This is a genomic window from Pseudomonas sp. FW300-N2F2, assembly GCF_017351655.1.
GTDB lineage: Bacteria > Pseudomonadota > Gammaproteobacteria > Pseudomonadales > Pseudomonadaceae > Aquipseudomonas > Aquipseudomonas fluorescens_AA.
This window is the reverse complement of sequence record NZ_JACNDQ010000001.1, coordinates 2,915,948-2,930,627: the sequence shown is the minus strand read 5'-3', so window position 1 is coordinate 2,930,627 and position 14,680 is coordinate 2,915,948. Positions and strand designations below refer to the sequence as shown.

Here is a 14,680-nt window from a genome sequence, read left to right as displayed (position 1 = left end):
CAACTCTGTAGTCGATCTCCTTGTGCAGGAGCTGCCGGAGGCTGCGATCATTTGATCTTTCGCTGGGTACTCAAGTGTCTGGGGGGAAGATCGCAGCCTCGTTTCACTCGTCAGCTCCTACATAGGTCCTACATAGCTCTTACGACGTCGTCCGGCGCAAGCGATCTGCTGCCACTTAAAAAACACCTCCATTAAGGCGTATAACGCTAAAAGCGTTTCATGCCTGCAAGCCGTTCGCCCATGGCTCATTTCATTGATGGAGTAACGACATGACCACAGCCCCCTTCCTCGCCAACCTGTTCCCCGGTGCCGCCGACATCCCCGACGCCTACCGCCTCGAAGGTCGGATCGAGCAGCGCGAATACCTGGTCGACGGCGTCCTGCAAACCTGGCAAGGGCCGCTGGCCGTCGTCCGCAGCCCCGTCTACCTGACCGGCGAGCTGGGTGATGAACAAGTGATTCTCGGCAGCACGCCCCTGCTGGATGCCGAGACCGCCCTCACCGCCCTGGACGCCGCCGTCCGGGCTTACGATCGCGGCCAGGGCCAGTGGCCGACGATGCGCGTCGCCGAGCGCATCCGCCATGTGGAAACCTTCCTGGCGCGCATGCGCGAGCAGCGCGAAGCCGTGGTCAAGTTGCTGATGTGGGAGATCGGCAAGAACCTCAAGGACTCCCAGAAGGAATTCGACCGCACCTGCGATTACATCGTCGACACCATCAATGCCCTCAAGGAACTGGACCGCCGCTCCAGCCGTTTCGAGCTGGAACAGGACACGCTCGGGCAGATCCGTCGCGTTCCCTTGGGCGTGGCCTTGTGCATGGGGCCCTACAACTATCCGCTGAACGAAACCTTCACCACCCTGATCCCGGCCTTGATCATGGGCAACACCGTCGTGTTCAAGCCGGCCAAACTCGGTGTGCTGCTGGTACGGCCGCTGCTCGAAGCCTTCCGCGACAGCTTCCCGGCGGGTGTGATCAACGTGATCTACGGCAGCGGCCGGGAAACCGTCAGCGCGCTGATGGCCAGCGGCAAGATCGACATCTTCGCCTTCATTGGCACCAACAAAGCCGCCAGCGACCTGAAGAAACTCCACCCGCGCCCGCACCGCTTGCGTGCCGCCCTGGGGCTGGATGCGAAGAATCCCGGGCTGGTGCTGCCGGATGTGGACCTGGACAACGCCGTCAGCGAGGCGCTGACCGGCTCGCTGTCCTTCAACGGCCAACGTTGCACGGCGCTGAAAATCCTGTTTGTCCATGAAGACGTCGCACCGGCATTCATCGAGAAATTCAATGCCAAGCTGGCCGGCCTGAAACCCGGCATGCCGTGGGAAGCTGGTGTGGCGCTGACGCCGCTGCCCGAGGCGGGCAAGGTCGACTACCTGCATTCACTGGTCGCCGATGCGGTCGCCAAGGGCGCGGAAGTGAAGAATGCCCACGGTGGCGAATCGCGCAATTCGTTCTTCTATCCGGCGGTGCTGTATCCGGTGAACACGGCGATGCGGGTCTACCACGAAGAACAGTTCGGCCCGGTCGTGCCCATCGTGCCGTACCGCGACCTCAACACCGTGGTCGATTACGTACTGGAGTCCGACTTCGGCCAGCAGCTCAGCATTTTCGGCACCGACCCGGCACAAGTCGGCAAGCTGGTGGACACCTTCGCCAACCAGGTTGGCCGCATCAACATCAACGCCCAGTGCCAGCGTGGCCCGGACACCTTCCCGTTCAATGGCCGGAAGAACTCGGCCGAGGGCACCTTGTCCGTCCACGATGCGCTGCGCACCTTTTCCATCCGCACGCTGGTGGCGACCAAGTTCCAGGAGAGCAACAAGGCGTTGATCAGCGACATCATCCGTGAGCGGGATTCCAACTTCCTGACCACGGACTACATCTTCTGATCCACGCCCGGAGGGCTACGACAGGGCTGGGCGACGCCACTTGATGCCCCAGCCCTGTTGCATGCCGGCAGCCGCCAGCAGGATCGCCGCCACCCCCAGCCATTGCAGCGGTTCGAGGCGATGGCCGAAGGCGAACCAGTCGACGAAGATCGCCGCGATCGGATAGATGAACGACAGAGCCCCGGTCAACGCGGTCGGCAACCGTTGGATGGCGCTGTACAGCAGCACGTACATCACGCCGGTGTGTACCATGCCCAGGGTCAACAGGCTGGCCCAGGCCTGGGCGTGTTGCGGTAACGCCGAGAAGTTCGCCCAGGGCGCCAACAGCAACACGCCGGTGCTGACCTGGATCAAGGCGATCAGATGGGGTGGCGTGCCCGTCAGGCGCTTGATGATCAAGGCCGCGACGGCGTACAACAACGCAGCCCCCAACGCCAACGCAATGCCCAGCAGATAGTCACCGCCGCCCTGCCCCTGCTCGCCATGGGCACTGACGATGGCCAGCATTCCGAGAAACGACACCGCCAGCCAGAACACTTTTTGCGCGGTGATCTTCTCCCCCAGGAACAACGCCGCCAGCCCTACCAACATGAACGGCTGGACGTTGTACACCGCCGTGCCGATGGCAATCGAAGCTCGGGAATAAGAAGCAAACAACAATACCCAATTGCCGACGATCGCCACACCACTGAGCACCGCCAGTAGAAAGGTGGTACGGGTGAGGATGCCGGGCCGCAAAAAGCCGAAACCGGCGCAGATCAGCAGCAAAGTCACGGCACCGAACACGCAGCGCCAGAACACCACATCCAGCACCGGCAAACCGGAAACCAGCACGAACCAACCAATGGTTCCGGAGATCAGCATGGCGGCGGTCATTTCCAGCGAACCACGGCGCAAGGTCTTGTCCATCTTCAGGCTCCTTCAGCAAGTGGGCACAGTATGCCGAGCCGACCGGGGCCTTCTCCATGGCTTGAAAAAGGCTAAACTGGGTTTCAACCTTTTTTATCAAGGCAACTTCACGCATTCGCCTAATGGAGCTGAAATGACTGACGACATTGACCAGATCCTCATCAGCGCCCTGATGGAAGACTCCCGACGCTCCCTCAAGGCCCTGGCAAACCTCAGCGGCCTGTCCTCCCCCAGTGTCGCCGAACGTCTTCGCCGGCTCGAGGAACGCGGCGTGCTCAGGGGCTACACCGTCGAAGTGGACCCCAAGTGCTTCGGCTATCAACTCCAGGCCATCGTGCGCATCCGCCCGCTACCGGGACAGTTGCAGGAAGTGGAGCGGCAGATCCAGGCCATCGCTGAATTCACCGAATGCGACAAGGTCACCGGCGACGACTGTTTCATCGCGCGCCTGCATGTGCGCTCGATGGAACAGCTGGATACCTTGCTGGACAAGCTCAATGTCCACGCCGAAACCAGTACGGCCATCGTCAAGAAGACCCCGGTCAAGCGGCGGTTGCCGCCGATGGCGTGAGTGGAAACCGGCCTCGGATCGCCCGAGGCCGGGAAAGCGTGTTACTCGAGCTCTTCCAACTCGGGACTGCGCTGCACTTTGTGCACTTGTTCCTCAGGCGCGTTGCTCGCTTTGATCAACCTGAGCGTCTGGAGCTTGGTGCAGGCATTGACGCCATCGGCATAGACGCCGCTGTGGTTGCACTTCCAATCATAGAAATTGGCCAGGGCTCCGGACAGTTGCAGGCTGTAGTCCGTGCTTTGCGTGCCCGGGCTGAACGGTTGGCCGGCTGGAATGTTCTGGAACCATTGCATCCAGACATCGCCTCCCACAGGTGGCGGGTTGGCCTGGAACGTCGGGTTCATGATCGCCAGTTGCTGGTACTCGGCGGTCATGTGGCAACTCAGGCAGGACGCCTGGGGGTTGTCCACCGGCCCATTGAGTCGCCCGTTCCAACCCAGGTGGGTCGGTGGCAGTTCCTGGGTGTTGGCGTTGATCGCGGTCTGTTTCAGGGCCGGGTTGATCTTGGTGACCACCGGCTTGGGGTTGGTAAAGTCGTTGCCGGTTACCTTGGGATCATTGCCCCACATGATCCCCACCGGCACCAGGTTGTTCCAGTTCGCCTTGCCGGTCTTGGCGCCGTTGTATTGGAACGTGCCGAACAGCCAGCCGGTATCGCTCACACGGGTGTCGCGCACGGCAATGTCCATCTGAATCAACGCCACCTTAGTGACGTGCCGTTTGGTCGAAGTGAAGGTTTCGGCGGTGTAGGCGTTCCAGAGCAATGGGTTCGCCAGGAACGGCACCGTCTTGACGTCTATATCGGCGAACAGCGCCTTGCAGACCACCGTGCCGTTGGCAAAACTCTTGGGTTTGGAGGTATGGCTTGGGTCTGGATTATCCGGGTCTTTCCAGACCTGGCCGATGGTGTAGGCCCCTATATCGTTATAGATCCCCACTGCGTAGGTCTGCCCGCTGTCGGTCTGCGTACTTGCCAGTTGCCCGGGCTGAATCGGTGCCTCCTTGGTCAGCCCGCTGATGCCTTCACGACCGTTGGGACCGTAATGCTGCCAAGGCATGTGATACCACTGGCGAACCTTGTTCTTCTGTACCTTCCAGCCAATTTCAGTATTGCCTTCCAAGCAATACTTTTTCACTTCCTCCATGTACGGGCGCCAGGTTTCAAAGTCATTGGAGAATGTCTTGGGCAAATGTTGGAAGAATGCCGGTACCGACGCTGCGCCCGGGGCCACCTTCGGATAATCCTGGCTGAGCTGGAACGGCGCTCCGGAGTATGCACTCTTGGGCGGGGCGTAGCCGAAATCGGGGAAGACTCCGGCATGGACGCTAGCGGTGGACAATGCCCCCGTCAGGGCCAGCCACGCGATGATCTTTCCTTGAGGCTGCTTCATCAATATCTCCTTATAGGGAAACGCCTGCTATCGCATCGGATTCCTGGCCGATGTGCAGGGCCTCCTTCTGTTATCAGGCTGCAGCACGATGCCCAAGCCTGCTCACGGTCCTGCGGAGTCGCCTTGATAGCCTCTCAATCCCAACGAACGGCCACGACCAGACCGGGCTCGGTGGCCGAATACGTAATGGGGGAAGTTCAGGTAGGTAACCAAGCGATCCACTTCTTGCCTCCCATGGCAATACGCTTCCATTTCCTAGGTGTAGATCATTTATTCAAAGGTGCCATCTGTTTCAGATTTTTTGTTGGCCATTGGCCACAACTCAAAACACGGGCGAAAAAAAGCCCGCCGAAGCGGGCTTTTCGTTCATCGTGGATGCAATCAGTCGTCACGACCCATCAGGCCGAACAGCTGCAGCAGGCTGACGAACAGGTTGTAGATCGATACATACAGGCTGACAGTCGCCATGATGTAGTTGCGCTCGCCGCCGTGGATGATGGCGCTGGTCTGATACAGGATGCAGACCGACGAGAACAGCACGAAGCCGGCGCTGATCGCCAGTTGCAGGCCGCTGATCTGGAAGAAGAAGCTGGCCAGCACGGCCCCCATCAGGACGAAGAAACCTGCGGTGATGAAACCGCCGAGGAAACTCATGTCCTTGCGGGAAATCAGCACGTAGGCCGACAGGCCACCGAATACCAGGGCGGTCATTGCAAAGGCCGAGCTGACCACTTCGGCGCCGCCCTGCATTTGCAGGTAGCGATTGAGGATCGGGCCGAGCAAAAAGCCCATGAAGCCGGTCAGGGCGAAAGCCGACACCAGGCCCCAGGCCGAATCACGGAGTTTGTTGGTGAGGAAGAAAAGGCCATAGAAACCGATCAGCACGACGAAGATGTTCGGGTAACCCACCCGCATCTGTTGTGCGACGTAGGCCATCACACCGCTGAAAGCGAGTGTGAGTGCCAGCAGGCCATAAGTGTTGCGCAGGACGCGGCTAACCTCTAGCTGCTCAGCCTGCACGCTGTTGTTCACTGCGTAATCCTGTTCGCGCATGGCGACACTCCTCCGGTTTTGAAACATTCAGTGGCAAGGATCATAACAGACGCTCTGTAACAAGCTACGTAGAGAGTTTGACAGTGTGTTTCATTCGGGTATTATGGCGCCCGCAACGCAATACGGAGGTGTGGCCGAGTGGTTTAAGGCAACGGTCTTGAAAACCGTCGACTGTAACAGGTCCATGAGTTCGAATCCCATCGCCTCCGCCATCTTCTAACGTTAAAGCCCTGATTATTCAGGGCTTTTTCGTGTCTGGCATTCAGAACGCCAATTGCAGCTTCAACATTGGACACCGCTATGGCAAACCCTCCCAAGCCAATCAAGGAAAGAAAAGTGACCAGTAAAACCATCGGCTCCATCGGTGCTGCAATCATCGGCATCGTCTTGTTGTGCGTACTGTTCGGCAGTTGGTACACGGTCGACGAGACCGAGCGCGGCGTGCTGCTGCGCAACGGGGCACTGGTCGGGGTGGTTGAACCGGGATTGTCCTTCAAGACGCCCTTCATCGAATCCGTACGCATGATCAGCGTCCAGAGCCAAGTCACCGCTTACGAAGACCTGCAGGCCTACAGCAAGGATCAACAATCCGCCCAGCTCAAGGTGTCCGTGTCCTGGCATATCGCCCCTTCCGATGTGGCGAAGGTCTATACCCAGTTCAAGGACCTTGAAGGCATCCGCGACCGGATGATCAGCCGCCAGGTGCCGACCCAGGTGGAAAACGTCTTTGGCAAGTTCAACGCCGTGGCTGCCGTGCAGAACCGCGTCCAACTGGTCAACGATATTTCCACGGCCATCAAGGCCACCATTACCGGGCCCGTGATCATCGACAGCGTCCAGGTCGAAAACATCGATTTCAGTGATGCCTACGAAAAAGCCATCGAAGCGCGCATGGCCGCGGAAGTCCAGGTCAAGACCCGCGAACAGCAACTCGCCACCGAGCAGGTCCAGGCGCAGATCCGGGTGACCCAGGCCCAGGCGGAAGCCGATTCGCAAGTGGCCCAGGCCAAGGCAGACGCACTGGCAACCGAGCTGCGCGGCAAAGCCGAAGCCGAGGCCATCAAGGCGCGGGCCCAGGCCCTGGCCAGCAACCAGAACCTGGTGGAGCTGACCAAGGCCGAGCGCTGGAATGGCGTGCTGCCCACCACCGTGCTGCCGAACAGCGCCATGCCCTTCATCGACATCAAGTAATCCCCCTGGCGCGGCCTGCCTGGCCGCGCCTGCTTCATCCCGAAGCGCCCTCACCAAGCACCGCCCCTCTCGTTAGCGCTACACTCGGCAATGAACCCGACGTTCATCGTTAGCAGGGAGCTCAACGTGTACCCAGGCAAAAGCAGACCGACACGCTCCACCGTACGACGTTTATCTCGCCTCCCCTTCGGCTCATGCCTTGAGCAACTCCCTCCCCTCGGCAATTCACCGACGCATTCGATAAGCACCCTGGACAGGAGAGTCGCGTGACCACTCTTATCAAAAAATATAAATGGCCCGCCCTGTTGGCCGTCGCGCTTATTGTGTTTTCCGCACTGATATTCTTTTTGATCAAGTCATACACGTACGACTCATCGACCTACTTCGAGTCCCGCGACTTCATTCGTCAACTCAAACAATCCGACGCGAACTGGAACGGCAAGATCCTGAGGAAAAAGATCGGCATCAACAACAACCTGTCACTGGCCCCGCCCCCGGAGGCCGACAGTCGCTGGCAGCAATTGGAACGCCTCAATAACTCCGGCCCCTTGGCGGCGCTTTGGGCGTCCCGGCGCAACGGTTATGTGGATGCCGTCAAGAACAAGACCTTGCTGGTGGAGCAATTCGAACAACACAACGCCCGGCTGCGCACGTCCCTGGATGCGCTGCCGCAGGCCGAAGACCAGATTCAAACGCTGCTCAAGGACATGCATATCGAAAGCCCCACGGAGCGCCTGACCGTGGCGTCCAATGTGCTTGAGTTGAGCCTGACGACACTGGAGTTCGGGCTTTATGTCACGACGGACAAAGCCCGGGAAATACAAGGCAAGTTGACTGAGCTGGAGCCGTACGTTCACCAGCTGCCCGCCGCCTATCAGGCGCCCTTCATCAGCCTCATCCAGCACGTCAAGACCATTGTCCAGGAGCAACCGGTGGTCAATGACCTGCTTGACCGCATCAGCGTCATTCCGGTTGCCCAGGAACTGGACAACATCAATGAGCTGTTGAACGAGACACAGCGCAGGACTGCCGCAACCGACCGTCAATACCACATCTACCTGGCCGTGTGCGCCGGCCTGATGGCACTGCTGATGATCTACCTGGCGGTGCGCCTGGTTCGCAGCTATGCCGTGATCAATCAGATCAACCAAGCGTTGCAATCGTCCAACGAACGCCTGGAAGAGCGCGTGCAGGAGCGTACCCGTGAGTTGATGGAAGCCGAACGCGAACTGGTGGATGCGGCCCGAATGGCGGGCATGGCCGAAATCGCGACGAATGTGTTGCACAACGTCGGCAATGTACTCAACAGCGTCAATATTTCCGCCGAGCTGGTGACCCGCAAGTTGAGGAGCAGCAAGACGCTCGGGCTCACGAAAGCGGTCAACATGATGAACGAACATGCCGAGGACCTTGGCCGGTTCATTACCCTTGATGAAAAAGGCCGGTTGCTGCCGCGTTACTTCAACGAGTTGGTCGACTCCATTGCCGCCGAACAGAAACTGCTGATCGATGAATTGGCACAGTTGACCAAGAGCATCGATCACATCAAGGAAATCGTCACGACTCAACAGACTTATGCAGGGGCTGCCAGGCTGATCGAACCGCTCAATGTCAGCGACCTGTTCGAAGATGCGCTGCGCATGAACTCGGGCGCCCTGAGCCGGCACCACGTCACCGTCATCAAGGATTACCAGCACGTACCCGCGATCATGGGGGACAAGCACAGGTTATTGCTGATCCTGATCAACTTGATCAGCAACGCCAAATTCGCCATGTCGCATATCAGCGAACATCCGCGTGAAATGACCCTGGGGATCCGTATCCTCGACGAAACCCAGCTGTGCCTGAGCGTCAAGGACCGCGGAGAAGGCATTTCCCCCGAGAACCTGGCGCGCATCTTCAACCATGGTTTCACCACCCGCAAGGACGGTCATGGCTTTGGCCTGCACAGCTGCGCCCTGGCGGCGGTTGAAATGAACGGCCGCCTCCATGTCCATAGCGACGGCCCCGGGCAAGGCGCGCTGTTTACCCTGGAGATCCCGTTGGAGTTGGCGCACGCCCGATCAGCGAAGGTTGCAGGTTGACCCACCGAGATCGCGAGCAAGCTCGCTCCCACAGTTTTCCCGGGTGCGCATCAAGAGTGTGCCCACCAGAGATCTCCTGTGGGAGCGAGCTTGCTCGCGATAGCGGTGTGGCTGTCACCCAGATTTTGAATGTACTGACCGCATCGCGAGCAGGCTCGCTACCCCCTATTTCGTGTTCCCAGGCCGGCCGCTACGGCTTCTCCGGGTCGGCAATGCCGCCGCGTAGGCCAGCGCTTCCTCCCGGGAAGCAAAGGAGCCCAACCGGTCCGCCTGGGTACAGACTCTCCATGGGCCGCTGTTTACGCTGAGCACGTCATAACCGTTGATGTGCATTTTCGTCATCATCGCAGTACTCATGATCACCTCCGACTTTAACAAGGGTGCACACGCTGATTACCCACGGCTGCCGACCGGACGTCGCGAAGCCGACTGCACCCGTGGTGCCTTCAGTGGGAATCCGAATCCCACAACCAGTCCCACAATCCCGGCAGATGGACGGGCTCTGCGCTGTGATCGACCGTCCGGGCCAAGGCCGCTCGCTCCAATGCCTGGTGGTCATCATAGAACGGCCTGGCGGCGGTCCTCATGCCGGTGGCCTGGGCGCTGTCGAGCAGGATCTGCAGGTATTCGCGGGCATGTCGGGCGGTATAACGATTGATGTCGTGAAAGGTCACCACCACTGGAATGACACCATCCACCGCTGGCAATTGTCCGGCGGCGATGCGCTCGCGCACCTCGGAGAGTTGTCGGGTCAGGTTGATCCGCCGCCGAGGGCTCATCGTGATGCCCCAGACCTTGCCGTCATTGGCGCTCAGGTCGGTCAACAAGATGTGCAGGCCATGTTGCCGGTAGGCAGCTGCGGTACGCCTGTCGAAACTCCAGAAAGGTGGCCTGACCAGGGACGGTGCCGCGCCGGTCATGGCGGCAATATCACTCCCGCCGCGGGTGAGTGATTGCTCCAGCTCATCAGGGCTCAGGAACCGATGATTGGTGTGCCAGTAGGTCGCCGTATGGAAACCCAGCACATGACCTTCCTGCTGCTGCCGACGCATCACTGAGCGGCCTATATCACTGCCGCCGGCCCGCGGCCCGCGGGTCTGCAGAAAAAACACGGCCTTGATGCCGGGCTGTACCGGGTTGTCTGCGAGTGCGTCCAGCACCTCCAGGCTAGGGTTCCAGATAGACGAGGCGCTGGGACCATCATCGAATGTCAGCAGGAAACGGATCGGGGGTTGTGCGAGCAAGCGTTGTTCGGTTTGCGGCGTCAGTTCGATGGGGGCGCCAATGCAGCCCGATAAACCGATGGCGAGGGCTGCGATGAACAGGACCCTGGCGATTTTTTTCATGTTTTGCCTTTAGTTGATGCCGCGTTGCTTCGCCTTTGATCCCTGGCCGACGGTGTTGAAGCCCACCTTGGAGAAGGGTAACCGGGTTTGGTTCCTTGCAGTAAACAATGGCTGTTCGCAATTTTTTTGTTGCCCCGCGCTTGAGCTTGAGCGGTATTAATTCGACCGTCTGGAAATTCGATGGAATTTTCCGAATGCCTTTGCATCCATCCGTATAGGACTATATTAGGGAGGATTTATGGGCGGGCCATCGCTTTACATCATTGACTACATACTCCATGGCGAACCCAAGTCATTCATTATTCGCGCAGAAGTGATGAATAACTCCGAGGCTTGGCATTGGGCCAGTTGCGACGCGGGAGTCGGGCGTATACCGAAATTCGGCAGGGAGAAGGTCAAGCGGGTTTCCAAGCCCCTGGCGGAAAAATACGGCATTACCGATGTACGCTGGCGGGCGAGCGTCGCGCCGACCTGGGTCAAGGAGTCCGGCTGAAATAACGTGTACCGCTTCCGGCGCGCCGGTTGTCTGGCCGGGCGCCGGATTCTTCGACAGATCCGAAATAACTCAACTACGCTTAAACCACAGCATGACCCGCCCCTGGCGGGTTTCGTGCTGCCTCATCAACCCTGAATGGAGGTGTGACATGTCCGAAAAAGAGTCCATCACCACCCTGCTCACCCTGCTGGAATCACGTCAGGCCAGGCTCACGGCAGCCTGCAAGGAAATCGCCGATTGGGTCGACCACCAAGGTGGGCACCCTACCGCGGTGCGTATCCGCGACCGGCTCAACGACATCGAAAAAGACGCTCCGTCGATCCAGAGCGCGCTGACGTCACTCAAGCCCGCCGACCCACCGCTGCCCAAGTTCCGCTGACACGCTACGTCAGAGGTTTCCCTTGAGTTCTACCGGTTGGAAAACTGATGGAGCGCGGCCATTTTTTGCGCCTCGAAATGGATAGTCACCGGGGCAAATCAAAGAATTTTCGCCCATGGCGCGTGCATGGCTGCGCTACCCCCGCTCATTCAGATAAGCGACCCACCGCTCATAGGCTTCATGTTGACGCTGAACCGCCTCATCCCAAGTCGATCCGCTCATCTGATGGACACATATGAGCTTCATCATTTCCGCTGTTGCCATATCGAGCTCCACCAGGAGTTCGTGGGACTTGATCTTGAAGTCTTCAACGGTGGTCATCTGTCTGTCCTTGCCCCTACCGGGGGCAGCCATTGCACCCAACATGGATTCTTTTTTTCGAAGCTGATTCCCTTTGAGGCGATAGCCGGTCGAAAGCCTGGCGCTGACGGTAGGGAAGATCGACGGGAGCGATGACAGACTCAAATGAACTAGTGTTTCCCACCTTGTCGTGGTCGTAAGGATAGGACCCTGAAAGCGATATTTGAACGAGCGACTAATGCCATGCTCAAATATTGCAGATATATTTCAGTTTAATGACAGTCACGGATCGAACACCACCATGAAAATTCGAGCGACCGTCATCTGTGAGGACAATCGCCACGTCCTGCTGGTTCGCAAAGCCAATAGCCGCTGGACGCTACCCGGCGGTACTGTCGAGCGCGGGGAAACCCATGCAGGAGCCGCCATCCGGGAACTGGCGGAGGAAACTGGCCTGGACGTCGAGAACCTGCTCTACCTGATGCGAATCAATGATGGGCAAACCGAGCATCACGTGTTCGAAGCGTCAGTCAGCGACTCGGCGGCGGCCCGGCCACAGAATGAAATCAGCGATTGCCTCTGGCACCCGTTGGATACCATTGCCCAACTGCAAATGAAAAAGGGCATGCGGGATATTCTCGAGGCGTTTCGCCGGCGGTTGTGATGAGCCGGTACAAGCGGGAAACCGAAACGAACAAGGGTTTGCATTAGCTTTCGCTCGCAAACCCTTGATTTTAGATGGTGCCCGAAGCCGGAATCGAACCGGCACGCCCTTACGAGCGGGGGATTTTAAGTCCCATGCGTCTACCAGTTTCGCCATTCGGGCGGTAGCGCGGTTAGCCATGGGAACGTCGGCAAAATCCAATGGCCGAAGTCCTGGCTGGTGCAGCAAGAGGGGGAATATATACATCCCTCCCCTGTGAAGCAAGGTAGCTTATGCCCTTTTCAAGACAAAACCTTTCAATGCTTCGAAAATAAAAAAGCTCCGTAAATCATAGATCTACAGAGCTTTTTAAAAGTGGAGGCCGAAGTCGGAATCGAACCGGCGTAGGTGGATTTGCAATCCACTGCATAACCATTTTGCTATTCGGCCTCAAGACGCTTGATGCGATGCAGCCACATCAACCGCGGTACAAACCTGATCAGGAAACAAGCCACTGACTCAGCGCTATCTCCTTGAAAACATTGAGATTTTTTACGTCCCAGTGCGTTCGATGGGCGCAATTATGTACTCATTTGCCTAGGCTGACAACCCCTTGATTTCAAAAAAAATTCGTCCAACGGCCAGCTTCCGCCAGACAGTTGCATTGGGGTGCCAGGTGGAAGGTGGCAGGCTTTTGGAGTCGCTGCGCAACCCAGTGGGAGCAAGTTCCCTCGCCACGGGGAACGTCACAGGCCTTAGAGACAGTCGCAGCCCTGCACCATTATGGGTAACATACCGGCCTTCCCGCAGCCCTTCTGCGACCTGCCAAATAAGCCCATTCCATGCCTTTCGAACTCAGCGTTGACCTCACTACCCTCGCTATCCTTGCCGTTGTCGCCTTCATTGCCGGTTTCATCGATGCCATCGCCGGTGGTGGTGGGCTGCTGACCACACCGGCGCTGCTGACCGCAGGTTTGCCGCCTCACCTGGTTCTGGGGACCAACAAACTCAGCTCGACCTTCGGCTCGGCGACGGCCAGCTTCACCTTCTACAAGCGCAAGCTGTTCCACCCAAGGCAATGGACCCACGCCCTCGTCGGCACTCTGGTCGGGGCCTTGACCGGCGCCATCGTCGCCCATTACCTGCCTGCCGAGTGGCTGAACAAGATGCTGCCGGTGATTGTCTTCGCCTGCGGCCTGTACCTGTTGTTTGGCGGCACGCCCAAGGCGCCTCTGGACAGCGACGCACCGATCAAGAAGACCTGGCAGTCGCCCCAGGGCTTCAGCCTGGGTTTCTATGACGGCGTGGCCGGTCCCGGTACCGGTGCGTTCTGGACGGTCAGCAGCCTGCTGCTCTACCCCATCGACCTGGTGAAAGCCAGTGGCGTGGCGCGCAGCATGAATTTCGTCAGCAACATCGCGGCGCTGTCGGTGTTCATCTTTTCCGGACAGGTGGACTGGGTGATCGGCCTGAGCATGGGCCTGTCGGTGATGATCGGCGCGTTCTTCGGCGCTCGCACCGCCATCAGCGGCGGCGCGAAGTTCATCCGCCCGGTGTTCATCACCGTGGTGCTGGGCTTGACCGTGCGCCTAGCCTGGCAGCACTGGTTCAGCGTGGCCTAAGCGCCGCGCCACATAAAGGTCGATCAGGTAGCGGGCGATCGAGCGCGAGGCCGGCAACGGTGGCAGGTCGTGGACGTTGAACCATTGGGCGTCCTCGATTTCATCTTCCTGGGGCACGATGTCGCCGCCGGCATATTCAGCGTGAAAACCGAGCATCATCGAATGGGGGAACGGCCAGCACTGGCTGCCCATGTACTGGATGTTCTTCACTTCGATACTGACTTCTTCACGCACCTCCCGTATCAGGCAATCCTCAGCCGACTCGCCGGGCTCGGCAAACCCCGCCAGGGTGCTGTAGACGCCTGTTACGAAACGCGGCGAACGGGCGAGCAGGACTTCATCGCCGCGGGTAATCAACACGATCATGCTCGGTGAAATCCGCGGATAGTGACGCAGGTCACAGGCGTCGCAATACATGGCCCGCTCCAACGGAATCTGGCTCATGCGCTTGCCGCAACTGCCACAGAAGCGATGCTCCCGAGCCCAGGTGCCGATCTGCGCCGCATAGCCCAACACCTTGTACAGCGTGTGGTCGTCCTCGAGCATGAACGCCCGCAGGCCTTTCCAGTTGCAGCCGGGAATGTCCAGCGGGCTGTGCAACTCCAACAGGTAGACCGGCTCGCCATCCAGGTGACCGATGCCGTGTTCGGCGAGGATCGACAGGTCTTGGCGCTTGAGCCACTCGCGGGGGAACAGCGCGCCGTTGTCATCGAACAGAAAGCCTTCCGGGCTACGGGCCACGGCCCAGCCGCCAGGAAGATCGGTATCGAGTACTGCGGTGGTCCAGCGTGAAATCATGG

General features: G+C 59.0%; 15 protein-coding genes and 3 tRNA genes. 9 read left to right on the top strand and 9 right to left on the bottom strand.

The window, feature by feature from the left end; all coding sequences use genetic code 11:
* The first annotated feature begins 269 nt into the window (after positions 1 to 269).
* Positions 270 to 1,895 carry an NADP-dependent glyceraldehyde-3-phosphate dehydrogenase gene (locus J4E63_RS12675; protein ID WP_207282172.1) on the top strand — a complete coding sequence of 542 codons (1,626 nt, stop codon included), beginning with the start codon at positions 270 to 272 and terminating at the stop codon, positions 1,893 to 1,895.
* A 15-nt stretch (positions 1,896 to 1,910) separates the two neighbouring features.
* Here J4E63_RS12675 and J4E63_RS12670 read toward each other — a convergent pair whose 3' ends face one another.
* Positions 1,911 to 2,804, bottom strand: a complete 894-nt coding sequence (locus J4E63_RS12670) for a DMT family transporter (RefSeq protein ID WP_207282171.1) — start codon at positions 2,802 to 2,804, stop codon at positions 1,911 to 1,913.
* Positions 2,805 to 2,937: 133 nt separating this feature from the next.
* On the opposite strand from J4E63_RS12670, the gene J4E63_RS12665 reads away from it, so the two are divergent.
* Positions 2,938 to 3,375, top strand: a complete 438-nt coding sequence (locus J4E63_RS12665) for an Lrp/AsnC family transcriptional regulator (protein ID WP_192260184.1) — start codon at positions 2,938 to 2,940, stop codon at positions 3,373 to 3,375.
* Positions 3,376 to 3,416: 41 nt separating this feature from the next.
* Here J4E63_RS12665 and J4E63_RS12660 read toward each other — a convergent pair whose 3' ends face one another.
* Together J4E63_RS12660 and J4E63_RS12655 are read right to left on the bottom strand one after the other, a co-directional pair.
* A complete protein-coding gene (locus J4E63_RS12660) occupies positions 3,417 to 4,766 on the bottom strand; it encodes a hypothetical protein (protein ID WP_207282170.1) in 1,350 nt (449 codons plus the stop codon).
* Between the two features lie 381 nt (positions 4,767 to 5,147).
* Positions 5,148 to 5,819, bottom strand: a complete 672-nt coding sequence (locus J4E63_RS12655; protein ID WP_025213780.1) for a Bax inhibitor-1/YccA family protein — start codon at positions 5,817 to 5,819, stop codon at positions 5,148 to 5,150.
* Between the two features lie 124 nt (positions 5,820 to 5,943).
* Here J4E63_RS12655 and J4E63_RS12650 point away from each other — a divergent pair.
* From J4E63_RS12650 to J4E63_RS12640, 3 genes are all read left to right on the top strand, one after another.
* Positions 5,944 to 6,031 (top strand) — tRNA-Ser (locus J4E63_RS12650).
* Between the two features lie 124 nt (positions 6,032 to 6,155).
* Positions 6,156 to 7,010, top strand: a complete 855-nt coding sequence (locus tag J4E63_RS12645; RefSeq protein ID WP_081015426.1) for a prohibitin family protein — start codon at positions 6,156 to 6,158, stop codon at positions 7,008 to 7,010.
* A gap of 266 nt (positions 7,011 to 7,276) precedes the next feature.
* Positions 7,277 to 9,094, top strand: coding sequence for a DAHL domain-containing protein (locus tag J4E63_RS12640; RefSeq protein WP_207282169.1), 1,818 nt, complete (start codon positions 7,277 to 7,279; stop codon positions 9,092 to 9,094).
* A 165-nt stretch (positions 9,095 to 9,259) separates the two neighbouring features.
* On the opposite strand, the gene J4E63_RS12635 is transcribed toward J4E63_RS12640, so the two are convergent.
* Together J4E63_RS12635 and J4E63_RS12630 are read right to left on the bottom strand one after the other, a co-directional pair.
* Entirely contained in the window at positions 9,260 to 9,451 is a 192-nt protein-coding gene (locus J4E63_RS12635) for a DUF2188 domain-containing protein (protein WP_072405740.1), read from the bottom strand.
* 89 nt (positions 9,452 to 9,540) lie between these two features.
* Positions 9,541 to 10,440, bottom strand: a complete 900-nt coding sequence (locus J4E63_RS12630; protein WP_207282168.1) for a polysaccharide deacetylase family protein — start codon at positions 10,438 to 10,440, stop codon at positions 9,541 to 9,543.
* 238 nt (positions 10,441 to 10,678) lie between these two features.
* Between J4E63_RS12630 and J4E63_RS12625 the strand changes: the two genes are divergently transcribed.
* The gene (locus J4E63_RS12625; RefSeq protein ID WP_060742222.1) at positions 10,679 to 10,933 is read left to right on the top strand and encodes a DUF6555 family protein; all 255 of its coding nucleotides are present in this window, start codon (positions 10,679 to 10,681) and stop codon (positions 10,931 to 10,933) included.
* Between the two features lie 151 nt (positions 10,934 to 11,084).
* Positions 11,085 to 11,315, top strand: coding sequence for a hypothetical protein (locus tag J4E63_RS12620; RefSeq protein WP_207282167.1), 231 nt, complete (start codon positions 11,085 to 11,087; stop codon positions 11,313 to 11,315).
* Positions 11,316 to 11,450: 135 nt separating this feature from the next.
* On the opposite strand, the gene J4E63_RS12615 is transcribed toward J4E63_RS12620, so the two are convergent.
* Positions 11,451 to 11,636 carry a hypothetical protein gene (locus tag J4E63_RS12615; protein ID WP_092330377.1) on the bottom strand — a complete coding sequence of 62 codons (186 nt, stop codon included), beginning with the start codon at positions 11,634 to 11,636 and terminating at the stop codon, positions 11,451 to 11,453.
* 280 nt (positions 11,637 to 11,916) lie between these two features.
* Here J4E63_RS12615 and J4E63_RS12610 point away from each other — a divergent pair, with 280 nt between their 5' ends.
* Positions 11,917 to 12,279 (top strand): NUDIX hydrolase, encoded by a 363-nt coding sequence (locus tag J4E63_RS12610; RefSeq protein WP_207282166.1) that lies wholly within the window; start codon positions 11,917 to 11,919, stop codon positions 12,277 to 12,279.
* Positions 12,280 to 12,354: 75 nt separating this feature from the next.
* Here J4E63_RS12610 and J4E63_RS12605 read toward each other — a convergent pair.
* Together J4E63_RS12605 and J4E63_RS12600 are read right to left on the bottom strand one after the other, a co-directional pair.
* Positions 12,355 to 12,441 (bottom strand) — tRNA-Leu (locus tag J4E63_RS12605).
* A gap of 193 nt (positions 12,442 to 12,634) precedes the next feature.
* A tRNA-Cys gene (locus J4E63_RS12600) sits at positions 12,635 to 12,708 on the bottom strand.
* A gap of 392 nt (positions 12,709 to 13,100) precedes the next feature.
* On the opposite strand from J4E63_RS12600, the gene J4E63_RS12595 reads away from it, so the two are divergent.
* Positions 13,101 to 13,880 (top strand): TSUP family transporter, encoded by a 780-nt coding sequence (locus tag J4E63_RS12595; protein ID WP_092143641.1) that lies wholly within the window; start codon positions 13,101 to 13,103, stop codon positions 13,878 to 13,880.
* Here the strand turns inward: J4E63_RS12595 and nudC are convergent.
* On the bottom strand, positions 13,848 to 14,678 hold the full coding sequence (gene nudC, locus J4E63_RS12590; RefSeq protein ID WP_207282165.1) for an NAD(+) diphosphatase: 831 nt from the start codon (positions 14,676 to 14,678) through the stop codon (positions 13,848 to 13,850). The genes J4E63_RS12595 and nudC overlap by 33 nt on opposite strands.
* Positions 14,679 to 14,680 lie beyond the last annotated feature (2 nt).